The organism is Halorussus salinus, from assembly GCF_004765815.2.
GTDB classification, from domain to species: Archaea; Halobacteriota; Halobacteria; order Halobacteriales; family Haladaptataceae; genus Halorussus; species Halorussus salinus.
The window spans coordinates 298,495-319,735 of record NZ_SBIS02000007.1 but is presented as its reverse complement, the minus strand read 5'-3'; the positions used below and the strand labels follow the sequence as shown (position 1 = coordinate 319,735).

At 68.2% G+C, this 21,241-nt stretch carries 27 protein-coding genes; 12 read left to right on the top strand and 15 right to left on the bottom strand.

The window, feature by feature from the left end; genetic code table 11:
- Window positions 1–15: 15 nt before the first annotated feature.
- Window positions 16–657: a universal stress protein gene (locus tag EPL00_RS15185; RefSeq protein WP_135853575.1), complete on the bottom strand. Its 642-nt coding sequence runs from the start codon at window positions 655–657 to the stop codon at window positions 16–18.
- Window positions 658–838: 181 nt separating this feature from the next.
- Here EPL00_RS15185 and EPL00_RS15180 point away from each other — a divergent pair, with 181 nt between their 5' ends.
- Window positions 839–1,483, top strand: a complete 645-nt coding sequence (locus tag EPL00_RS15180; protein ID WP_162224236.1) for a winged helix-turn-helix domain-containing protein — start codon at window positions 839–841, stop codon at window positions 1,481–1,483.
- Window positions 1,484–1,489: 6 nt separating this feature from the next.
- On the top strand, window positions 1,490–2,077 hold the full coding sequence (locus EPL00_RS15175) for a hypothetical protein (RefSeq protein WP_135853577.1): 588 nt from the start codon (window positions 1,490–1,492) through the stop codon (window positions 2,075–2,077).
- Window positions 2,078–2,112: 35 nt separating this feature from the next.
- On the opposite strand, the gene EPL00_RS15170 is transcribed toward EPL00_RS15175, so the two are convergent.
- Window positions 2,113–3,075, bottom strand: coding sequence for a DUF5787 family protein (locus EPL00_RS15170; protein WP_135853578.1), 963 nt, complete (start codon window positions 3,073–3,075; stop codon window positions 2,113–2,115).
- A gap of 280 nt (window positions 3,076–3,355) precedes the next feature.
- Here EPL00_RS15170 and EPL00_RS15165 point away from each other — a divergent pair, with 280 nt between their 5' ends.
- The gene (locus tag EPL00_RS15165; RefSeq protein WP_135853579.1) at window positions 3,356–4,555 is read left to right on the top strand and encodes a carboxylate--amine ligase; all 1,200 of its coding nucleotides are present in this window, start codon (window positions 3,356–3,358) and stop codon (window positions 4,553–4,555) included.
- Window positions 4,556–4,876: 321 nt separating this feature from the next.
- Here the strand turns inward: EPL00_RS15165 and EPL00_RS15160 are convergent, their stop codons facing one another.
- The 3 genes from EPL00_RS15160 to EPL00_RS15150 form a co-directional block, all read right to left on the bottom strand.
- On the bottom strand, window positions 4,877–5,743 hold the full coding sequence (locus EPL00_RS15160; protein WP_135853580.1) for a dihydrodipicolinate synthase family protein: 867 nt from the start codon (window positions 5,741–5,743) through the stop codon (window positions 4,877–4,879).
- Between the two features lie 799 nt (window positions 5,744–6,542).
- The gene (locus tag EPL00_RS15155; RefSeq protein ID WP_135853581.1) at window positions 6,543–7,217 is read right to left on the bottom strand and encodes a potassium channel family protein; all 675 of its coding nucleotides are present in this window, start codon (window positions 7,215–7,217) and stop codon (window positions 6,543–6,545) included.
- A 77-nt stretch (window positions 7,218–7,294) separates the two neighbouring features.
- Window positions 7,295–7,675 carry a response regulator transcription factor gene (locus tag EPL00_RS15150; protein ID WP_135853582.1) on the bottom strand — a complete coding sequence of 127 codons (381 nt, stop codon included), beginning with the start codon at window positions 7,673–7,675 and terminating at the stop codon, window positions 7,295–7,297.
- A gap of 160 nt (window positions 7,676–7,835) precedes the next feature.
- Between EPL00_RS15150 and EPL00_RS15145 the strand changes: the two genes are divergently transcribed.
- Window positions 7,836–8,213 (top strand): winged helix-turn-helix domain-containing protein, encoded by a 378-nt coding sequence (locus tag EPL00_RS15145; RefSeq protein WP_135853583.1) that lies wholly within the window; start codon window positions 7,836–7,838, stop codon window positions 8,211–8,213.
- Window positions 8,214–8,215: 2 nt separating this feature from the next.
- Window positions 8,216–8,491 (top strand): DUF7521 family protein, encoded by a 276-nt coding sequence (locus tag EPL00_RS15140; protein ID WP_135853584.1) that lies wholly within the window; start codon window positions 8,216–8,218, stop codon window positions 8,489–8,491.
- A 50-nt stretch (window positions 8,492–8,541) separates the two neighbouring features.
- Here EPL00_RS15140 and EPL00_RS15135 read toward each other — a convergent pair whose 3' ends face one another.
- Complete coding sequence (locus EPL00_RS15135) at window positions 8,542–9,114, bottom strand: DoxX family protein (RefSeq protein ID WP_135853585.1); 573 nt, start codon at window positions 9,112–9,114, stop codon at window positions 8,542–8,544.
- A gap of 205 nt (window positions 9,115–9,319) precedes the next feature.
- On the opposite strand from EPL00_RS15135, the gene EPL00_RS15130 reads away from it, so the two are divergent.
- Together EPL00_RS15130 and EPL00_RS15125 are read left to right on the top strand one after the other, a co-directional pair.
- A complete protein-coding gene (locus tag EPL00_RS15130) occupies window positions 9,320–9,802 on the top strand; it encodes a universal stress protein (RefSeq protein WP_135853856.1) in 483 nt (160 codons plus the stop codon).
- A 36-nt stretch (window positions 9,803–9,838) separates the two neighbouring features.
- Window positions 9,839–10,057 carry a DUF7511 domain-containing protein gene (locus EPL00_RS15125; RefSeq protein ID WP_202932655.1) on the top strand — a complete coding sequence of 73 codons (219 nt, stop codon included), beginning with the start codon at window positions 9,839–9,841 and terminating at the stop codon, window positions 10,055–10,057.
- A 50-nt stretch (window positions 10,058–10,107) separates the two neighbouring features.
- Here EPL00_RS15125 and EPL00_RS15120 read toward each other — a convergent pair whose 3' ends face one another.
- Window positions 10,108–10,380 (bottom strand): DUF2249 domain-containing protein, encoded by a 273-nt coding sequence (locus EPL00_RS15120; RefSeq protein ID WP_135853586.1) that lies wholly within the window; start codon window positions 10,378–10,380, stop codon window positions 10,108–10,110.
- 135 nt (window positions 10,381–10,515) lie between these two features.
- Here EPL00_RS15120 and EPL00_RS15115 point away from each other — a divergent pair, with 135 nt between their 5' ends.
- Window positions 10,516–11,139, top strand: a complete 624-nt coding sequence (locus EPL00_RS15115) for a helix-turn-helix domain-containing protein (RefSeq protein ID WP_135853587.1) — start codon at window positions 10,516–10,518, stop codon at window positions 11,137–11,139.
- A gap of 40 nt (window positions 11,140–11,179) precedes the next feature.
- Here EPL00_RS15115 and EPL00_RS15110 read toward each other — a convergent pair whose 3' ends face one another.
- The 3 genes from EPL00_RS15110 to EPL00_RS15100 all read right to left on the bottom strand — a co-directional run bounded on the left by EPL00_RS15110 (window position 11,180) and on the right by EPL00_RS15100 (window position 13,896).
- Window positions 11,180–11,977, bottom strand: coding sequence for a twin-arginine translocation signal domain-containing protein (locus EPL00_RS15110; protein ID WP_135853588.1), 798 nt, complete (start codon window positions 11,975–11,977; stop codon window positions 11,180–11,182).
- Between the two features lie 97 nt (window positions 11,978–12,074).
- On the bottom strand, window positions 12,075–13,430 hold the full coding sequence (hemG, locus tag EPL00_RS15105) for a protoporphyrinogen oxidase (RefSeq protein ID WP_135853589.1): 1,356 nt from the start codon (window positions 13,428–13,430) through the stop codon (window positions 12,075–12,077).
- Window positions 13,431–13,509: 79 nt separating this feature from the next.
- Window positions 13,510–13,896 (bottom strand): hypothetical protein, encoded by a 387-nt coding sequence (locus tag EPL00_RS15100; RefSeq protein WP_162224235.1) that lies wholly within the window; start codon window positions 13,894–13,896, stop codon window positions 13,510–13,512.
- Window positions 13,897–13,984: 88 nt separating this feature from the next.
- On the opposite strand from EPL00_RS15100, the gene mobA reads away from it, so the two are divergent.
- On the top strand, window positions 13,985–14,722 hold the full coding sequence (mobA, locus tag EPL00_RS15095; protein ID WP_162224234.1) for a molybdenum cofactor guanylyltransferase: 738 nt from the start codon (window positions 13,985–13,987) through the stop codon (window positions 14,720–14,722).
- Entirely contained in the window at window positions 14,719–15,162 is a 444-nt protein-coding gene (locus EPL00_RS15090) for an FAD synthase family protein (protein ID WP_135853591.1), read from the top strand. Before mobA ends, EPL00_RS15090 begins: the two co-directional genes overlap by 4 nt.
- A gap of 18 nt (window positions 15,163–15,180) precedes the next feature.
- Here the strand turns inward: EPL00_RS15090 and EPL00_RS15085 are convergent, their stop codons facing one another.
- Genes EPL00_RS15085 through EPL00_RS15075 form a run of 3 tightly spaced genes read right to left on the bottom strand, consistent with a single transcriptional unit; the run spans window position 15,181 to window position 17,577 of the window.
- Window positions 15,181–15,723 (bottom strand): molybdopterin-dependent oxidoreductase, encoded by a 543-nt coding sequence (locus tag EPL00_RS15085; protein WP_135853592.1) that lies wholly within the window; start codon window positions 15,721–15,723, stop codon window positions 15,181–15,183.
- A 4-nt stretch (window positions 15,724–15,727) separates the two neighbouring features.
- The gene (locus EPL00_RS15080) at window positions 15,728–17,035 is read right to left on the bottom strand and encodes a radical SAM protein (RefSeq protein WP_135853593.1); all 1,308 of its coding nucleotides are present in this window, start codon (window positions 17,033–17,035) and stop codon (window positions 15,728–15,730) included.
- A gap of 8 nt (window positions 17,036–17,043) precedes the next feature.
- Complete coding sequence (locus EPL00_RS15075) at window positions 17,044–17,577, bottom strand: halocyanin domain-containing protein (RefSeq protein WP_135853594.1); 534 nt, start codon at window positions 17,575–17,577, stop codon at window positions 17,044–17,046.
- Window positions 17,578–17,696: 119 nt separating this feature from the next.
- Here EPL00_RS15075 and EPL00_RS15070 point away from each other — a divergent pair, with 119 nt between their 5' ends.
- Complete coding sequence (locus EPL00_RS15070; RefSeq protein WP_135853595.1) at window positions 17,697–18,311, top strand: hypothetical protein; 615 nt, start codon at window positions 17,697–17,699, stop codon at window positions 18,309–18,311.
- A 216-nt stretch (window positions 18,312–18,527) separates the two neighbouring features.
- Window positions 18,528–19,082, top strand: a complete 555-nt coding sequence (locus EPL00_RS15065) for a metal-dependent hydrolase (RefSeq protein ID WP_135853596.1) — start codon at window positions 18,528–18,530, stop codon at window positions 19,080–19,082.
- Between the two features lie 100 nt (window positions 19,083–19,182).
- Here the strand turns inward: EPL00_RS15065 and EPL00_RS15060 are convergent, their stop codons facing one another.
- Entirely contained in the window at window positions 19,183–20,658 is a 1,476-nt protein-coding gene (locus EPL00_RS15060; protein ID WP_135853922.1) for a P-loop NTPase, read from the bottom strand.
- 1 nt (window position 20,659) lies between these two features.
- Window positions 20,660–21,241: an aldehyde dehydrogenase gene (locus tag EPL00_RS15055; protein ID WP_135853597.1), complete on the bottom strand. Its 582-nt coding sequence runs from the start codon at window positions 21,239–21,241 to the stop codon at window positions 20,660–20,662.

Here is a 21,241-nt window from a genome sequence, read left to right as displayed (position 1 = left end):
CGCACCACGTTCGGCCTACGTCCCGATGCGGGCGAGTCGCGCCTCGCCGGATTCGGCGTCGATGTGGACGTTGAACGTCTGGCCGTCTTCGGTCTCGACCCGGACGAGCCACGTGTTGCTCTCCCGGTAGGGGTCCTCGGGCACGTCGGCGACCTCGTGGCCCTCGTCGGCGAGGACCTGCCTCGCGCGTTCGACTGCGGTCTCGCCGTCGCGGACCGCCCGGCGCTGGCGCGCGAGGTTGACCGTCAACACCGGGACCTCGCTGGTCCGGACGACCTGCTCGGTCACGCTCCCGAGGACGTAGCGGTCCACGCCCGACCGGCCGTGGGTACCCATCACCACCACGTCTACGTCCTCGTCGTCGGCGTACTCGACGATGGTTTCGGCGGGCTTGCCCTCCTCGATTGCGGTGACGACCTCGACGCCGCGGTCCTCGCCCGCCTCGGCGACGTGGCGGGTGGCCTCCTCGCCCTCCTCGCGGCGCGCGTCGCGGGTCTCCTCGCGCCCGGATTCGGAGGGCTGGTAATCCAGCGCGCGCTCGTCCACGACGTAGAGCGCGTGGACCGTGGCGTCGGCGAGTTCCGCGAGGTTCATCGCCTGCGTGACCACCGCGTGCTGTTCGCTCCCGTCGGTCGGCACCAGAATCCGGTCGTACATGTGCATCCCTACGGTGGTGGTACTGAAATATTTCTCCGTCGTCGCTATCGAGGAGTCGTCTGAACCTCGCGTCGAACGAAAACCCGACGTAACGAAGTATACTAGCCGCCGACAGATGGTGGACACTCCGGAAACGACCACCAAAACTCTTTTCTACACATTTCATGAAATGTGTACTACGATGGGTGCCAAACTTCACGACATGACGGACGACCTCCACGAAGGCGAGAACGCTTTCCGGGAGTTCTTCGTCGCAAGCGACCTCGTGAGAGATTCGGGTCGCGCTCGCGTCTACACCGACGTTCTCCTCAACCAACCGACGACCGTAAGTGAACTCGACTCACGACTGGAGATGTCGCCGAGTTCGGCCTCGAAGTTCGTCACCGAACTCGAAGAGACTGGCTTGGTCGAGAACGTGAGCGACAGCGGCCGCAAGAAGCAGTTGACGACCGACCCGGTTATCTTCACCGTGACGACCGGGGCAGACGAACAGTTCACCGTCACGCCGACGGTCATCGCGGCCGCGGGAGCGCGAGCGGTCGACGAGGACATCGACACGTTCATCGACCGCAACGGGTACACCAAACTCGGTGCCGCAGTCGCTGGCACCGTCGCGTATCTGAACGGCGACCTGACGCGCCGCGGCGTCGCCAGAGAACTCGACCTCCCGGAAGTCGAGGCGATTACTATCACCATCGCGCTGGAGGGAATCGTCGGTCTGTTGGGTGACGCGGACCCCGTGTTGACCGCTTCCGACATCGACGTTCACGGCCTCGACACGACGGACGCCGCCTACGTCCGGGAAGCGTCGGAGACAGACGAGTAGACAGTCATGAGCGGAACCGATACTCCCGCGCTCGTAGCGACCCCGCCGCTCGGGGACCTCCCCGACGCGCTCGTTTCCGACACCAGCTTTCTCAGTATGGTCGGGCGGTCCGGGAACGAGAAGCGAGAAGCCGTCGTGGAGTACGTGACTGAAAACGACAAGACGCTGTATCTAACCGAGCGAGTGGCGGCGGAACTGAAACGCGATGACGCCGACGAGTACGGACGAGGAGATTGGCTCTACGTCGCCCGGCGCGAAGACTGGATGATGCGACTCCCCGCGATGGACGAAGGACTACGAATCCACGACGGACCGCGAGCGAGCGAACTTATCGACCGCGCACACGAGCGAATCGCCAAACTCGAACGCGTGCCCCAAGACGAGGTCAAGCGAACCGACCCGGCACTCGGTGGCCGTGCCGTCCAACTGCTCGGGGCGTTCGATTACGACCGCGTTGGAATCGTTATCAAGGACAGAAACGCCGAGCGGGCGCTCTCCGACGTGGTCGCCGACACGTTCTACGAAGAGGCCATCGCTCTCTATCGCGGCGAGGATGTGGTCACGAAACTGAAACGCGAGTACGACTCGCTGTAGGTATCGTTCTCCGTCGAAACGACCGTACTCGTTGCTCACCCGAACTGGTCTAATCCCGACTGCCGTCTGGCTCTCCCCTCGGGGTCCGCGACCCACGGCGTCCGCCCGTCCCGCGCCTCGTCGGGGTCCACCGCGGGAGGTTCGGCGGGGTCGTGGCCCGGACAGTCCGGCCCACAGCGCGCGGGGTTGACGACCCGCCCTTTCCAGTGGCAGAAGGGTAGCCCCTCGCTTCCCTCGCGGGCGACCGCCTCGACCTCGGCGCAGGCCGGGAATGCGTTGGGCCGCCACCCCTTGCCGTAGGCGCGCTCGGCCATCTGGCGGCGCTGGCGGGCCTTCGCTTCGGGTGGAACCGGGGCCACGTCGGTCCGGAGCGGATGTTCGTCGAGGAGTTCGACGCCCCAGTCGTCGGCGTCGAGCGGGGTGGGTTCGCGGACCACCTCCCGGTCGCCCGTCTCGGGGTCGAAGCGCCAGACGCCGACCTCCTCGGGGATGCGGTTGAGGTGCGCGCCGGTGACGTAGCTCTCGGTGGCGAGGAGAACCGCGTCGGCGAGCGCGAGGCTCGCGTCCTTCCGAAGTTGCAGTTGGAGGTCGCCGGGGTCGCCGAGGTCGGGCTTGTTCTCGACGGCGACGAGTCGGTCGAACCACTCGTCGGGGTAGCGGGCAGTTTGGCGGACGCCACCGCCGACCGCGCGCTCGAAGAAGCCGAGTTCGACCGCCCGGTCGGCGACGCTCCGGGCGCGCTCCGGCCGGGCGTCGATGGCGTCCACCGGGTCGCGCGCTCGGCCGACGCCCACGTCGCTCTCGATGGCCGCGTCGGGTATCCTCGCGGGCGTCAGCGCGGCCCGCGCGTCCATCTCCGGGCCGGGTTCGACGCACAGCACGTCGAGGACGCGGTTCGACGGCGCGCGGACGCCCCCGCCGATTTGGCGGGCGACGACGGCCTCCTCGCGGGCTTCGAGGTGCGCGCACAGCGCCAACTCGAAGGCGTACTCTCGCACGACTCCGACTCGGGGCGCAGGGGGCAAAAAGTCTCGCTCGTCGCGGGGGACCCGTCGGCCAGCCGCCGAGACCCCGAAGAAAGATACGAAGATTGCTGAAGAAAATATAAAGAGACTCTAAACGTGTCTCCGAACAATTGAAACGATGGTGCGTGTGGCCGAGCGCCACCGCCCAATCGACGCCTACTCCGACCGGACGCTCCGACAGGACCGCCCTACGCCGTTCGCGAAACTGCGTTGCCAGCACATACTAAAACGCGCGGCCTGCCAATCGGGAGATATGCCCCCGGTCCGCGACGACGCGCCGTCGGTGCTGATTCCGACGGGCGTCGCACCCTACAGCTACCCCTGCCTGCGGTCGTTGCATCGCCGAGGAGTCCGCACCCTCGCGGCCTCCGAACACGACCACGTGCCGGTGTTCTCCTCGCGGTTCTGCGACGAGACGGCGCGACTCCCCTCGCCGGACGACGACCTGCTGGCGTACAAGGACGCGCTGGTGGACCTCGCGGCGCGCGACGACGTGGCGGCCGTGATTCCGATTCGGGAGTACGACGCCTACCTGCTGTCGCGCTACCGCGACGAGTTCGCCGAGCGCGCCGCGGTCGAGGTGCCGCCAATAGAGACGCTGGAGCGGGTCCACGACCGGGTGAAACTTGCGGAAGCCGCCGAGGCGGCGGGCGCGCCGGTGCCCGAGACCCGGCCGCTGGACGCCGTCGAGGAGTGGTCGGGCGACCACATCGTCAAGTCCCGGTACAATCTGCTGGCCGACCGGTACGTCGATACCCACGCCCCCGACGAGTGCGAGGAGGTCAACCACGTCACGCACGTCCGTCCCGACGAGGAGCCGGACCGCGACGAGTTGGTCGCGGCGATGAACCACGTGCCGATAGTGCAGGAGTTCGTCCCCGCCAGCGACGAGTACATGTTCGCGGCGCTGTACGACGAGGGCGACCCGGTCGCCACGTTCCAGCACCGCCAGATTCGAGGGAACTCCTACACCGGCGGCGGCGGCGTCTACCGGGAGTCGATGTACGACCCGGACCTCGAATCGGTCGCCCGCGACCTGCTGGGCGAACTCGACTGGCACGGTCTCGCCTGCATCGAGTACATGGAACACGCCGAGACCGGCGAGTACTACCTGACCGAAATCAACCCTCGGATGTGGCAGTCGCTCCCCTCGACGGTGCGGGCGGGCGCGGACTTCCCGCTGTACTACTGGCTCCAGTCGCAGGGCAGGCGGGACGAAATCGACCCCGACTTCGAGTTGGGCGTCGGGAGCCACCTGCTGTACGGCGAACTGGGCTATCTGGCCAGCGTACTCAGCGACGAATCGCCGTACGTCGAGCGCCCCGGACTCGGCGAGACCGCGCTGGAAATCGGCGAGTCGGTGGTCCGGCAACCCCGCTTCGACTTCCTGCGACTGGACGACCCGCGGCCGTTCGTCAGCGGCGTGTTGCAGACGCTCTCGAAGAGCGAGTGAGTAGCCGTTTTTGTTTCTGAGCTGGGAGGTGAATCGGAACTGATTCGAAAACGACCGTCGGGAAGACCACAGTGAGGGCTTAGAAAGCCCCCGGTCGCTGGCGGTCGCTGAGCGACATCTCCGCCGTTCACTTCGTTCACTCCGGAGAGGGGTCGCTCAGACGACCACGGGCCGTCGGCCCGCCAGCGACCGGCCCCTTTCAGTCCACCCAAACCGTCGTCCGTGAAATCGAGCGCGTTCCGGTGGTTCGGTCGGATAAGCGCGTTCCGGTGGTTCGGTCGGATAAGCGCGTTCCGGCGGTCGGTCGAGCGTTCGCACTCGCTACGGCGTCATCGCCTCGACCAGTTCCACGATTTCCTCGCGCACGTCGTCGCTCACTTCGCGGTGGGGCTTGCGCGGGTGGCCCGCATCGACGCCGCGTTCGGCCATCGCGGCCTTCGCGCCCGGCACGCCGAATCGCGAGGTCACGGCACGGTTGAGTTCGACCAACTCGGCGTTGAGTTGCCGGGCCGCGGTGTCGTCGCCCGCCTGATGGAGTTTGAAGATTTCGCTGGCGCGCTCGGGCGCGACGTTCGCCAGTCCGAGGATACCGCCGTCGCCGCCCGACGCGAGCGCGTGGGCGTAGACGCTCCCGCTCCCGACGAACAGGTCGAACTCCTCGTCGTCGGTCAGGCGGCGCTCGCGCTGGAACCGCTCGATGTCGCCGCTCGAATCCTTCATCCCGGCCACGTTGTCGTGTCCGGCGAGTCGCCCGACGACTTCCGGGTCGAGGGCGACGCCCGTGTAGGCCGGTACGCTGTAGAGATAGACCGGAATCGGACTCTCGTCGGCGACCTCCCGATAGTAGGCTTCCAGTTCGTCGTCGTCGTACTCGTAGTAGAACGGCGTCACGACCAGCGCGGCGTCCGCACCCGCCTCGTCTGCGAGTTCGGTCTGGCGAAGCGTCTCCTTCAGGCCGGGGTGGCCGGTGCCCGCGACGATGGGCAGGTCGGTCTCGTCGGCGACCACCTCGACCACGCGGGTGCGCTCCTCGACGCTCATCAGTTCGGCCTCGCTGTTCGACCCGCAGGGGACGACGAAGTCCACGCCGCCGTCTTCGACCCACCGAGTCACTTCGCGCAGTCGCTTCTCGTCGAGGTCCCCGTCCGCGTCGAAGGGCGTTATCAGCGGGACGCCGGTTCCGTACATACCTCCCGAGTCGGTCCGACCGCCCTTGAAAGTAGGCTCCTCGGCAACCGGACGCGACGACCGGTCGGCCCCGGCCCGACCGCGCCGGACCGAGACGGACCGCGCCGGACCGAGACGAACCGGGCCGGAACGACCGAGGAGTTCGCGGGACGGCGGGGCGACGAACCCCCGTTTCGTCTGGCGTCCGTCTGACGCACTTTTAAGTTGGTCCCGTTCACACCCCCGACTGGGCGCGCATCGACGGCCTCTCTTCCCCATCCTCCCACACCGCGCGCCCGGCACACCACCACTCTCCCCACACCCTCTCCCACTCCCCATTCGGCGCGAGACGACACGTTTCGGCGTCGGACCGCTCGTTACTCGTCACCCGTCACTCGTCGCGGAAACTGCTTTTCCCGAGTAACCACTGCTTACGGCCGCGTCAGGCGGTATTTGTACTCCGAGGAGGTCCGACGAGCGGGTCCCTACTCCCCCGGCAGACGCCACATAACAAAGTCCGAATCCGCCCAAGAAGTGGATGCGCCCGACGGCTCGGGCGCGAAGCGTGCAGCAGTCTCCCGGTCGGCGTCCCGACGGGGCCGGAGGCTCTGGCGGCGAGTTGGCCTCTCGCCACAGTGTCACCAACCCTCCCACGAAAGTTCTCGTCTCGGGTCGCCCACCACTGACCCCGCGCTACCCACTGCCCTCCGCGTCCTTTTTCGGGAGCTTGTACCGACCGCGAGCGGTCGCTACGCGGCGAGTCGTTCAGTTCGGGGGCTGGCTCGGTCGCTGATACTACCGTCGGTCCTCGATACTCCCGTCAGTCGGCCGCCCCGGCGGCCTCGCCCTGCAACCGCTCGCGGACCTCAGAGACCGCGGTCCGGTCGGCGATGACGGCGAGGCGGTCGCCGCCCTCGATGGTCGCGTTCGGGAGCGGAATCGTCATGCGCTCGCGGCCGTGACCGTGGGCGTAGATGCGCGCGTTCTCCGGGACTTCGACCGCGCTGACCTGCTGGCCGACGACCGGCGAGTCGTCGGGCACGACCACGGTGGTCAGCTGTAGCTCCTCGGTCAGGTCGGCGATGACGTTGAAGTTGCCGCCCAACAGCGCGGTCTTGGCTCCGGCCGCGCCCAGACGCTCGGGGTAGACTACTTCGTCCACGTCGTCGGCGAACTTGTGGTAGATATCCTCGCGGTAGTCCTCGTCGATTCGCAGGACCGTCCGACAGCCGTAGTGCTTGCCGATCATGCACGCCGCGAAGTTGACGTTGAGGTCGCCGGTCAGTCCGGCCACCGCGTCGGCGGTCGCGAGGTCGGTCTGTTCGAGAATCTCCTCGCTGGCTCCGTCTCCTTCCACGACCATGAAGCCCTCGTCGCGGGCGCGGTCGGCCTTCTCTGCGTCGCTCTCCACGAGCGTCACCTCGTGGCCCTCCTCCTGAAGGATGCGGGCGGTCCGGAGTCCGACCCGTCCTGAACCAACGATAACAAATCGCATGGCTACCTCTACTTCGAGTAGGAACAAAAGGGTTCGCGTCGCACGAGAGAGACCCGACAGTCGGTTGGCCCTCCACGTCAGCGCGAGACGTTGCCGTCCAGCAGGTCGGCGACGGCCCGTTGGACCGCTTCGACCCCCGAGAGCGGTTTCGTCAGATAGCGGTCGCAGTCGAGGTCGTGACTCCCCGTCGGCTCCTCGGCCGACACCATCGCCACGCGGCAGTCGTAGTCGCTCGCGCGAATCTCGTCGAGGAGTTGGTCGCCGGGCGTGTCCGGCAGGCGGCGGTCGAGCAGGACTACGTCTACCTCCTCGTGGAGCGATTCGCGGGCTTCGCTGGCGGTGTACGCCGTCAGGGTCTCGTACTCGTCGTGGAGCGCTTTCGCGAACCCGTCGGCGAGCGGGCGATTGTCGTCTACTATCAACACGGTCGGCGTCTCGGGCATAGTGCGGTCGGGCATAGTGAGGTCGAACGGCACCGTGATGGCCTCGCCCGTTCTTCGAAGGCCACCTATAACGGTTGGGGGGTTCGTTGCAGACGGTTGCAGTCCGTTGCACCGCCTCGACCCCCGAGATTCGAAGTCGAACGGCTTATAGTTCTCTCACGGCGAAACCCAGTAGATGGTCCGCGACCCCCTCGGAGACGGCGACACTCCGGAACTCCAGCCGGTCCTCGACGCGCTGGACGACCCGGACTGCCGTCGAATCGTCCGCCAACTCGACGAACCTATGACTGCCAGCGAAATCTCGTCTCGGTGCGACATCCCGACCTCGACCACGTATCGGAAGCTCGAACGACTCACCGACGCCTCGATACTCTCGGAGGCGACCGCCATCCGAACCGACGGCCACCACACCTCCGAGTACACCTTGGCCTTCGAGGAGGTCTCGGTGTTCTTGGACGACGAGCGCCAGTTCGAGGTGTCCATCACTCGCCCGACCCACTCGGCGGAAGAACAGCTCGCGGGCCTCTGGGCCGAGGTCCGCAAGGAGACCTGACGATGGTACACATCACCTCCACCGTCGTCGCGCTCAAGACGATAACGCTGGTACTGGGCGGTCTCATCACCTACTTCGCGTTCAAGGCCTACCGACGAACCGGGTCGCGGCCGCTCAAGGCGTTGGCGCTCGGGTTCGGCGTCGTCACGCTCGGGTCGCTGCTGGCGGGGGTCTTGGACCGCGTGCTGGACACCGCCGGAACCGCCGTCCTCGCGGTCGAGAGCGCGCTCACCGCGGTCGGGTTCGCCATCATCCTCTACTCGCTGTACGCCGACTGAGGCCGACAGAAGGAGTCGCGGAATCGGCTCGGGGGAGCCTCACCCATCGCTCACCCGAGGAGGTAGCGCAGTTTCGGGTACTTCTCGACCAACCACTCGCCGCCGGTGTCGTACTTCTCGACGATGGCGTCCAGTCCGAGGAGGCGGCCAGCGCCGAACGCCGCCACCGCGAGGAACACCATCATGTACGCGAGGTCGCCGTTGACGACCCCGTGGGCGACCTCCCAGTTGCCGAAGTAGAACAGCAACATCATGAACGCGCCGAAGAACGCCGCGAGGCGGGTCAGCGCGCCCACGAGCAGGCCGAGTCCGATGAGGAACTCGCCCCACGGGACCGCGAGGTTGACGAACTCCACGAACCACGGCGTCGCGCCCATCCAGTGGAACAGCCCCGAGAGCGGGCTGGCGGCCGTGACGTTGGTCAGATAGCCCGCGGCGCTGAACGGCTCTGCGGCGGTAATCTTCGTCCAACCGGAGTGGAGGAAGGCGTACCCCATCATCAACCGGAGCGCGACGACGAACCACGCGCTCAGGCTGTGGGCCTTCCCGCGGACGGTGATACCTGCGAGGTCACTCTCGAAGACGTTGGCTTGCGTTCCGAATCGGGACGTGTCGGTGGCCATAGCGAATCACTCCTACGGGAGTAACTTGGCCCTCCGGAGGGGTATAAACGGATACCGATTCCCACTGGCTGAAAATCGGCTACGGAGTCCCGAGACCGCCTCCTCGCCGAGTCAGCCGCGAGTCCCCCGACGACTGCCCGACGTTTTCATCGCGCGGGAACAACGCCCCTAATATATACCCTCCGGCGACAGAGTACCGAACGTGATGTACGATACGGTGTTGCTTCCGACCGACGGGAGCGAAGCAATGGAGACGGTGGTCGAACACGCCCGCGACATCGCCGAGCGGCGTGGCGCGGACGTTCACGTCCTCTACGTCGTGGACGACCGGGCGTTCCTGACCCTCGACGACGACCGGATTCCGGAAGTGACCGACAGCCTGCGCGACGAGGGCGAGCGCGCGACCGACGAGATCGCGGCCGACTTCGACGCCCCGGAGGTGTCGGTCTCGACCGAGATTCGGGAGGGCAACCCGGCCGACGAGATTCTGGCGGTCGCCGACGAGCGCGACGCCGACCTCGTGGTCATGGGCACTCACGGCTCGGACCCGACGCGCAACATGCTCGGTAGCGTCTCCCAGAAGGTCGTCACCCTCTCGTCGGTGCCCGTCTTGACCGTCGATATCGCCGACGCCGACGACGACGCCGCACCTATCGACGCCGCCATCGACGCCAGCGCCGACAACTGAACCCCGACGCTCTCGAACCCCGACACTCCTCCGACCATGACCGACGTTACGTCCCCGAACCGCGACGACCCCGCGTTGCCGACCGACGAATCGCCCGCCGCCCGCCCCGCCGACCTCCGGGCGGTCGTCGAGGAGCGCGACGACGGACCCGACGAGTGTACCCTCTACCCGCCCGAGGCCGACGACGACTCGCTCGTCGCCGAGTGGATAACCGCCGAGGAGGGGTCGTACGTCGCCCTCGGCGAGATGCGGTGAGCGGACCCAACCGTTCGCCCGCGACCCCGACGGGACCGCGCTCGACCGGCCTACTTCTCGCGCCAGATAGCGGTCAGGACGACATCGCCGTCGGTCACGGTCTCGTACTCGTAGCCCCTGTCGGTCAGTTTCGGGTAGAGGTGTTGCGGTGCCCGGTCGTTGGCCTGCACGAGGAGCGTCCCGTCGTCGCTCTCGGCCAGTCGCTCCAGCGTCTCGGTCAGGGGCTTGGGCGGACCGAGACTCCGAACGTCTAGCTCCTCGCGCGGCCGGTCGGCCGGGGCGTCGGTGCGCTCGACTGCCCGTTCGGCGAAGTGGGTCTGCATACGAGAAACGACGCGGCCGAATCCCTCGGGAGTTGTCCCGAATACGTTCGCACCCGCGGTCGGTACCGTCGCCCGAAGCCCCGAACATGTTCGGCAGGACTTATCCGGGTGGTGGCCGAGAAGGACTAAATAGAGATGCCGACCGCAAAACTACACATCGCGCTCCCCGAGGACGTGTGGATTTCGGAGGTATCGACGGCCAACCCCGACGCGGAGTTCCGCGTCCTCGCGGCCTTTCCCGCCGAGGAGACCGGCGTCGGCCTGCTGGAAATCTCGGCCGAGGACCTGCCGTCGGTCGTGGCCGCGATGGACGACCGCGAAGACATCACCCGACTCGACCTCCAGCAGGCGTCCGAGGAGTCCGCGCTGGTGGAGTTCGAGACGACCGCGCCGCTCCTGCTGTTCTCGGTCCAAGAGTCGGGACTCCCGCTGGAGTTGCCCTTTACCATCGTGGACGGAGAGGCCGAAGTCGAGTTGACCGCCTCGCGCGACCGACTGTCGGCGTTCACGACCCAGTTGCAGACGTTCGGGATGGACTTCGACGTGGAGTACGTCCGCGAGATGGTCAACTCCGAGAGCCTGCTGACCCAGCGCCAGCGGGAACTCCTCCACACCGCCGTCGAGGAGGGCTACTACGACACCCCCCGAGAGTGTTCGCTAACCGAACTCGCCGAGGAGGCGGGCGTGGCGAAATCGACCGCGAGCGAGACGCTACATCGGGTCGAGGAGAAAATCGTCAAGGAGTACGTGGACGGGTGAACGCGCCCGGCCGACGGACTCCTCGGCGGTCGAACGCCACTCAGAAGTTGTCTTGCATGTGCTGTTCGACGCCGAGTATCGTGCAACTGGTGAGCGACCGGGAGTACCCGCAGGCGGTCGGAACGTCGTCCTGCTGACACCCGGAGTCGATGTTGTCGTCGGTCCCGTCGAGGTTGTTGAGGTGGTTCGGGCAGTCCCACGCCTTCGGGGCGTGCCACGACGCGAGCGGCGAAACTTCGTTTGCGGAGCCGTCGTTGACGTAGACCTTCCCGAAGCTGTTCACGTCTCCCGCGGCCGGTGCGGCGTCGGCGTGACCGCCGAGAATCGGCCGCAGGTAGCCCGTAATCGCGAGGTTCTTCAGTACCCGCGAGTTGGGGTGGAACTGGAAGTAGTCGTTGAGAACGACGACCGGGTCGTTGTCGGGCTTCAGGACACCTTGGTGGTTCAGCCCGACGACATCGAGGTTCGTGTCCGGGGAATGTGAGAAGACGAGGAGGTTGATCTGCCCCTCGTTGATGTCGTAGCCCTGATTGTCTCGGAAGTCGCTGATGATCTCGGACGCGTCGCCGGTCGGGTAGGAGTCGGTCGTGTTCTGAATCTGCGTGATGTTCGTCCCGACGGATGTCTGGTCCGCGATGTCGTCGGCCGCAGTTCGTAGTTGGTCGCTCGTCGCGTCGGGGTCGGCTCCGTCGGCGTACCAGATTTCGATGTCTATCGTCCCGCTGTAGTCGGCCGCCGCCGACAGTCCGGAACCGACTGCGATGGCGGACCCCGCCGCGGTGGTGCGTTTGAGTACGTCTCTTCGGCTGAGGCTCGGCGCGTTTGATTTTTCAGACACGGCTTATGGTATTACACGTCAGAAGAAGTAATTTTATAATATCTTTCCATAGGTGAAAATAGTGGGCCGGAGTCACTGTCGGGGGTCGGCGGTCGGTTCAGGCGTCGGCCGCAGGGGGTTCGTGCGACGCCGATTCCGCCCCGGCCAACGTCTCCGCCGTCTGCTTGGCCTCCCGAATCCGGCCCGGAAGCCCGGCGCGAGCGGTGTAGTTCGTGCAGAGCCGAATCCCCTCGGGCATCGAGATGCGGTCGAGCGCCGCCCAACTCCGGTCGTAGGCGGGCATCCCCCGGCGGAGGCGGCGGACCGAGATAGCCCGTGCTTCGTGGCCCGTGACCTCCTCGAACTCCGCGGCCGCCAGCGACCCCAACTCGTCGTCGCTCCGCTCGACCAGTTCGGGGTTCCGGGACCCGCCGAGATAGCAGGTGTAGACGCCCTCGCGGTCCAGCAGGCTATCGTTCCACGTCGTGCCGAGCGTCCGGAACTGTTCGTCGTACTGGACCTGATAGCCCGCGCCGGTCAGGTCCGCCTCGGCGAGGAGGTGGACGACCACCTGCGGGTTGTAGCGCAACTCCCGGAGCGCGGCGGCCGAGTCGGGCGCGAGGTCGGCCAGCAGGTCGGCGGTCACGTCCGCCGGAGTGGTGACGACGAGTCGGTTCACTCGCGTCTCGTCGCCCTCCGTCTCCACCAGAAAGCCGTCTCCCGCCCGGCGAATCTCCCGAACCGGGGTTTCGAGTCGAACGCCGCCGTGGGCCGCGGCGAGCGCCTCGGGGAGTCGCTGGAGGCCCGCGTCGAACGAGACGATGGGCGGTTTCTCCCGGCCTTCCAGTACCTTCCGCGCGACCGAGGTCAGGACGCTCCCCTCGATGCCCGCCTTCTCCAAGGCCTTCGACAGCGAGTACTCGACCGGCATCTCGTCGGGATGGGAGCCGTAGAGACCGCCGTACAGCGGCCCGAAGTAGTAGCGCGCGACCTCCGACCCGAACTTGCGAGTCAGGAACTCCTCGACGCTCTCGCCTCCGTCGTCACTCTCGCTCCCGCCGTCACTCTCGCTCCCGTTCGCGCCGCCGCCCTCGCCCGTGCGCGCCGGGCCGGTCAGCGGTTCCAACAGCGCCCGCGCTTTCCCGCGCCACGACAGTAGGTCGGTCGTCACCGCCTCTCGGGGCGACTGGGGCACCAGTCGAAGTTTCCCGTCGCGGTAGACGTACAGCGGCGGGTCCGCGGCCCGGCGCAGTTCCGACTCCAAGCCGAGCGATTCGACCAGTTTCCGGATGCTGGGCGTGAGTCGCGTGCGCTGTGGCCCGAAATCGAGTACTCTCCCCTCGACCTCCTCGCTCCGGACGACGCCGCCGGGTTCGTCGTCGGCCTCGAAGACGACGCTCTCGACGCCCGACTCCCGGAGGTAGTGGTGTGTCGCCAGTCCCGTGATGCCGCCACCGACGATGCCGACGCTCATACTCGACACTCGGGACGCCACCGCGTTGGGCCTCTCCCCGAAGATGTTCGGTCCTGTTCGTGGGGAGAACTGCGCCGGGCTACTCGGTGAGCAACGCCAGCGCGGTCTCGGGTTCGACCTCGCCGTCGGCCAGTTTTCCGGCCCACTCCTCGACCAGCGCGTCGGCGAGTCGCGCCGCGAGGAGTTCCACCACTCGTCGCTCGTCGGGCGAGAGGTCGCCCTCCTCGCGGAGTCGCGCGAGCGCGGTGTCGAGTTCCCGGCGTCGGACGCGCCGCCCGCGAGCGCGGACTCGCTCGGCGGCCCTCGAAGCGACCGACTCGGGGCGGTCGAGCGTATCGGACTCGGTGCGGTCCGGCCCATCGGACTTGGTGCGGTCCGGCGGGTCGCCGACTCGTTCGGCGTCGGGGTCCGGTCCCGCGTCCGCGGTCGTCGCCGACTCCGCGTCGCGTCTCACCAGTTCGGTCACGTACCGAGGTTGCACCGCGCGCCCCGAATCGACTGTGCCGAACGTGTTCGGCCCAACGTCTACCGACGAGGGGCGAGAATCGCCGGACGTGAGCGAGCTACTGCCGGACTTCGAGACCGACGACCCGACGGGCGTCGTCCTCGCGGGCGGCTACTCCCGCCGGTTCGGCGACCGCGACAAGGCGCTGGCCCGCCTCGGCGGGCGGGCACTCCTCGCCCGCGTCGTCGGCCGTCTCGGCGAGGTCGCCGACCGCGTGGTGGTCAACTGCCGGGCCGACCAGCGCGCGGCGTTCGCCGATGCGTTGGCGGCAGACGACTCGGCCGCGGACGACTCGGCGGAACGGTTCGACGCGACTTCGGTCCCCGTCGAGTTCGTCGCCGACCCGGTGGCCGACCGGGGACCGCTCTACGGGTTCCGGGCCGCGCTCGGCGCGGTCGAGTCCGAGACCTGCCTCCTCGCGGCCTGCGACGCGCCCTTTCTGGACCCTCGACTGCTCGCGGACCTCGCCGAGCGAGTGGTCCGCGGCGAGAGGGACGCCGCCGCGGTGCTGGCCGACCAGCGCCCCGTTCCGACGCAGGCGGCCTACCGGACCGCGCCGACCGAGGAGGCCTGCGACGCCCTCCTCGACGCCGACGTGGCCCGGCTCGCGGCGCTGTTCGACCGCCTCGACGCGCGGGCGGTCCCGGCCGCGGAGGTCGCCGGAGACGCCGAGCGAAGCCTGTTCGACGTGGACACGCCCGCCGACCACGGGCGGGCGGCCCGACTGCTTCGGGACGGTGGCGACGGGAGTCGAGTCGGGGGCCGGGAGGTGACGCGCCCGCGATGACCCGCGCCGTCGCGCTCGGGACCTTCGACCTCCTCCATCCGGGCCACGTCCACTACCTGCGGGAGGCCGCGGAGTGGGGCGAGGAACTCCACGTCGTCGTGGCCGACGGCGAGCGCGTGAGCCACAAGGACCCGGTTCTGCCCGACGACCAGCGCGTCCGGATGGTCGAAGCCCTCGACCCGGTGACGGCGGCCCATCCGGGCGACCCCGACGACATCTCGGCACCCATCCGCCGCATCGACCCGGACGTGCTGGTGCTGGGCGGCGACCAGCACCACGACGAGGAGGAAGTCGCCGCGATGCTCACCGACTGGGGCGTCGAGTGCGAGGTCCGGCGCGCGTCGCTGGCTGAGGGCGAGGGCGAACAACTCTACTCGTCGAGCGCCATCGCCGAACGGATTCTGGACGAGCGCGAGGAGAAGAGAGCCGTCAGTCCGTAGCGAACGAGTCGCGGTCGGTTAGCCTATTTTCGGCTCCGTTCCGGCGTCGAGCGCGACCGCCGCGATTCGCTCGACGCGCTTGACCAGTCGCTCGCCGGGCACGCCCTCGGCGACGAGTCGGGGAAGCCCGGTTTCGCCGTCGTCGCGGTCTCCTCGGCGCTCGAAAGCGAGAATCCCGTCCAGCGCCGCCCGAATCGGCACGTCGGCCGCGAAGTCCGCGGACTCGACGCGGAGGTGTGTGGTCGCTCCGGGGAAGTCGGCGGCGTCCGCGAGCGCGGCCACGGGGACGCCCGCCCACTCGTCGGTCGCGCGGACGCCCGACGCACACTCGACCGTGCAGGTCCGGGTCGCGCGGGGGAACTCGTCGGTCCGGCGCGCCGCGGTCGGGACGCCTTCGGCGGGCGAGACGACGACCGTCTCGCGGCCCACGATTTCGATTCGGGGGAACTCTCGGTCGGCAACTCGGGGGCGCTCGCTGTCCGTGGGCGTCCGCTCGTCCGTTCCGGTCGAGTCGGTCGAGCCTTCGGTCTCGTCGGTCGGTTCGGCGGTCGGCGGTCGCATGGCGTTACGTGGAGTTCATCGCGTGGTCGGTGTTCGGGCGGGCGTCGGCCTGCGAGTCGGCGTCCGGCGCGTCCGCCCGCGGGTCGTCGTCCCACGGGAGCGGGCCGTCGTAGCCCTCCGGGACGAACGAACAGAGCGGGTCGCTTTCGAGGGGGTCGCCGGTCGTCGCGTAGGCCCGCGAGCGACTGCCGCCACAGACGTTCCGGTAGGGACAGGCCCCGCACTTGCCCTTCAGGGCGTCCCCGTCGCGCAGGTCCTCGAAGAGGTCGGCGTTCCGGTAGATGTCGGTGACGCTCCGGTCGCGGACGTTGCCCGCCGATTCGGGGAGGAACCCGGAGGGGTACATCTCGCCGACGTGGCTCACGAACGCGAAGCCGTCGCCAGCGGTGATGCCCATCTGGCGGTCGGGGGTCGCCTCGGTCTGCTGGACCGCGACCCGTCGGTAGTGGGGTGCCTCGGTCGTCTTCAGGCCGAAGGGCCACTCCTCGCGCTGGTCTACCAGCCACTCCATCACGGACTCGGCGCGCTCCGGCGAGAGCGAGTCGAGCGCCGCGCCCCGGCCCACCGGCACGAGGAAGAACACGCTCCAGAGGACCGCCCCGAGGTCGGCCACGAGGTCGGCGATGTCGGGCAGGTCGGCGACGGTCTGGCGACAGACCGTGGTGTTTATCTGGAGCGGAATCCCCTCGTTGGCGGCCGCCTGCGCGGCGGCCATCGTCTCCTCGAAACTGCCCTCCTCGCCCCGGAAGGCGTCGTGGCGCTTCGCGCTCGCGCCGTCCACGCTCAGGGCCATCCGGCGAAGGCCCGCGTCCGCGAGGTCCGAGACGGCCGCGGGAGTCAGCGAGGAGGTCCCGCTCGGCGTCATCGTCACGTTCAGGCCGATGTCGGTCCCGTACTCCACGAGGTCCACCGCGTCGTCGCGCTTCAGGGGGTCCCCGCCCGAGAACACGACCAGTTGGTCCTCGCCGAACTCGGCGGTCCGGTCGAGGAGCCGCCGGGCCTCCTCGGTCGTGAGTTCGTCGGGGTGGCGGTCGGGTTGAGCGTCGGCCCGGCAGTGTTCGCAGGTCAGGTCGCAGGCTTGGGTCAGCTCCCAGATGAGGACGAACGGCCGCTCGTCGGTGTCCACCCGCCGCGGCGGTCCGCCCCCGCCGTCGGAGTCGCCCACGTGGTCGGGTTTGCTCGCGCTGTCTGACCCGCCGACGTGGTCGGGTTTGCCCCCGCCATCTGACTCGCCGGAGCGGTCGGCGGACCCTGCGCTGTCGGCGGCGACGGAGGGAGGAGGCCCGCCCGAACGATTCGATGGGCTCGGCATGGAACCACTTACTCCACGACGATTGCGCCCTTCATGCCCATCGCCTTGTGGGGCGTGCAGTAGTACTTGTGCTTCCCGGCGCTGTCGAACGTCTGAGAGAAGGTGAAGCCCTTCTCTTGGGTCTGCTCGCTCTCGAAGGAGCCGTCGTCGGCGACGACGTTGTGGAGCGCGCCCTTGCCGGTCCACTCCCAGACGACTTTCGTTCCCGTCGAGACTTTGACCGCGGCCGGGCCGAACGCGAAGTTGCCGCCGTTGCCCTTCGCGCCGACTTTCACCGTCACCTCGTCGCTGCCGGTCTTATCGACCACGCTGTCGTAGTTCGACACGCCGTCGAACCAGCCGTCGAAGCTCACGGAGTTGCTTCCCGAACTTCCGCCGGAGTCGCCGCTCCCGCCGGAATCGCCGCCGCCGGAGTCGCCGCTACCGTCCCCGTCGCCGCCCGAACCGCCGCCACCGCTCGAACAGCCCGCAATCGTCGCCGTCGCCGCACCGGCGGCCATCGTCTTCAACATCGTTCGTCGGTCGAGAGTATCTCGGGTCATCTTCACTTCCAGCTTCGGGGGCTACATAAATGGGGGTGGCCCTGATTCCCAGTCGGTGAAAACGCCCGGCGAACGTGTTCGGGGCCACGGCTACCGGTCGTTCGGCCGTACCTTCTGACATGCCCAGTATCCCGCGACCCTTCGCCAGCGACGACGCCGACGACGAGACCTTCGACGAGTACGACGAGTTTTGCCCGGACCACCTGCCGGTTCCCGGTCCGGCCCTTCAGGGGGCAGACGTGCTGACCGGCGACGAACACTGCGCGTTCCACCGACTCACGCGCGACATCTTCGAGGAGCGCGGGGTCTACGACGCCACCTTCGGCTACAACCTCGCGCGACTCAACCTCGACTCGCGCCACCCGGACGCTGGCTGGCGGTACGCCCGCGTCGCGGCCGCCGACACGGCGGCCGGTGAGGAGGGCGCGGGCGACGCCGACGTTCTCCTCGCGGAGTTCACGCCGACCACGGAGTTCTGTCCCCAGAGCGAGAGTCTGACCGTCGGGGCGTTCCGCGCGTGGAACGGCCTGAGCGACCGCCACGACTTCGACCGCGTCTCGGTCGCCCTCGCGCCGATGCACCACGAGAGTACCGCAATCAACGAGAAACTGCGGGACCTCGAAGCGCGACTCGACGCCGACGGGGAGGTCCCGGACGCTCGGACCAACATACAGACGGCGGAGGGCAACCGCGAACTTGCCGACGACGCCGACGATTCGTCGCTCCCGTTCTGAGGCGGTTTTTTTGGAGTTCGGGTCCGTCGTTCGCGGAACTGGTTTCTCGGGGCAGTTTCTCGTTCCGTCGTTCGCGGGACCGGTCCCGTCGCGGTCGCGCTTCGAGTTCGACGCCGACAGCCTCGCTCGCCCGAACTGACGGCCCATTCGCCGAGCGGCGGTCGCTACGGCCGAATCTGCCAACAAGGGTTTTGGCGTACGTATTGAAAATCCGGTATGGTAGACGTAGTCGGACACCTCGGTATGGCGCTCGTATGGCTCGCCCCGGCGTGGTTCGTCATCGACCAGCGCAAGACCGCCGCGACGTTCGTCGCGGCCGGGTTCTGGTTCGGGATGTTACCGGACGTGGACCTCGTCCTCTCGAACTGGTTCCCGACTATCAAGCACCACGGCATCTTCCACACCGTCTTGGCCGTCACCCTCCTCGCGGCCGTCATCGGCCCGCTGGTCGGGTGGGTCCTGAAGAAGGGACTCGACGACTCCGAGTGGTTCTCCGAGGCCGCGGAGCGGAGCGCCTACTCGCTCGGCTTCGTGATGGTGTGGGTCGCTGGCCTCGCGCACGTCTTCGCCGACATGCTCTCGGCCCCGGACATCGCGGAAGCGGTCGAACCGCTCTGGCCGCTCTACCGGCAGTCGTTCGGCATCGATATCGTTTGGTACAACAACCCGTGGTTCAACTGGGGCCTGTTCGTCACGGGCATCCTCCTGAACGTCGGACTCTACTACTGGCTGAAACCCAGTACGGGCAGTAGCACGTCGGCCACGTCGTGACGCCGTAGTCGTGTTTTCGTAGCTCCTTCGATTTTCCGTCGGTCTCGCTCACTCTCGAAACGTAGCGCCGCGACCGCGACACGGGTCGGAACGAGTCGCCTCAGACCGCCCGCCGGAGTTCCAGCACCCACTCGTCGGGGCCGCGGCGGTGGACCTCGCAGGTGTCGAACGCCCCCTCGGGCGACTCGTCTGTGTGTTCGCCAGCGAGCATCTGCGCCAGCGGCGAGGGGTCGTGGTCGTTCACGACGTAGAACTCCTCGCCGGGGTCCAGCGCCGCGAACTCCTCGCCGACCTGCTCGTGGCGGATGCGCGGGGGAAGCCCCCGCACGTCGAGCGCCGAGTCGGGCACCGAAACCGGCCCGGCGTCGTCGCGCTCCACGAACTCGCCGACCGACTCCGCGAGGTCCGCGACGGGACCGGGGGTCGCGGCGTCGGGTCCCCCGGAGTCCGGACGCTGTAACCCGCGGTCGAAGGGGAGTTCCGCCAGCACCTCCACGCCCAGTTCCTCCTCAGGACCGGTCTCGCTCCCGCCGTAGAGGTCGTGGTCGTGGCCGCAGTTCTCGCAGGTGAACCCGTGCATGTTCACCGCCGCGCCGACGACCGGGACACCGTTCTCCTCCAGCAGTGCGGCGCTCCGACCGGTATCCGAGAGGCTGGTCGGGAACGGCGTCGTCACCAACACCGACCCCGTGACCGGCACCTCCTGAAGCATCGTCAGCACCACGTCGCCGGTCCCCGGCGGCAGGTCCACGACCAGCACGTCGCGGTCGGACCACGCGGTGTCCTCCAGTAGTTCGGTCAGCGCGTCGTGGGCCATCGCGCCCCGCCACGCCAGCGGCGCGTCGTCGGCGATCAGACCGACGCTCATCACCTGCATCCCGTCCACCTCGGCGGGGGCGGCCCGCCCGTCGTCGGTGGCCTCGACCGGTCCCTCGACGCCGACCATCTCGGGCACGTTCGGCCCGTGGATGTCCGCGTCGAACAGGCCAACGTCGTACTCGTCGGCCAGCGCGCGGGCGAGGAGGGTCGCCACGGTGGTCTTGCCGACCCCGCCCTTGGCGCTCCCGACCGCGACGATGTGTTCGACCTCCGGGAGCGCGAGGCCGCCGCCACTAGCGCCACTACTGACACCACCACTACCGACACCACTACTACCGACACCGCCACCACCAACACCGCCGCCGTGGTCGCAGGACTCGCCGTGGTCGTGGGACCCGGCCGCACTCGTCCCCGCCGAACCGGAGTTCGCTGCGCCGGACCGCGCCCCGCCGCCTGCGCCACCGCGCACGCCGCCGGAGTCGGGCGTTTTCCCCTCGACGCGGACAGTCTCGACGCCCGGCACCTCGAAGGCTTCGCGGCGCATCGCTTCGGTCACGTCTTCGGCGGCCTCGGGGTCAGCGCCCGCGAGGTCCACCGTAATCGTCGCCACGCCGTCTGCGACGCCCACGTCGGTCACGAGTCCCGCGTCTAGCACGCTCGCGCCGAAGTCGGGGTCCTCGACGCTGGCGACGGCCTCCTCGACTCGCCTCGAAATCTCGTCGTCCGGCACGTCGTCGGCGCTATCGGTGTCAGTCATGCTACCAAGCCTCGAAATCTTCCAGCGGATTCTCGTCGTCCGATTCGTCCTCCTCGTCGTGCATCAGCGTCCCACCGTAGGGCCGGTACTCGAAGTCGAAGGCGTTGGCCACGCGGTCGAGTTCGTCCTCGCGCTCGGCGACGACAGCGGCGTCGAACTCGCCCTCCTCGACTGCGGCGACCAGTTCGTCGTCGCCGACGATTCCTTGGGCGTAGGCCGCGGCCACGCCGTCGCGGAACTGGTCGGCGTTCCGGCGACACCGCATCGCCTCGTCGTACTCGTCGCGAATCTCGGGCGTCGGCTTGCCCCGGTCGGTCGGAATCCCGGCGAGGCGGTCGGCCGCGCGCTCGTCGTAGTCGGCCGCGGCCGAGAGGACCGCCGCGACCTGCTCGCTGGCCGACAGCTCGTTCCACTCGTCGCGGGCCTCGTCGGCGACCAGCGCCGAGACTATCTGCTCCCACGTCGTGTCGCGCTCCACGTCCTCGAACACCTCGGCGACGAACGCGCCGACGTGGTCGTCGGGGATGGAGACGCCGACGGACTCGCTCTCTCCTCCTCCGCTCTCGGGGTCTGTCTTGGACAT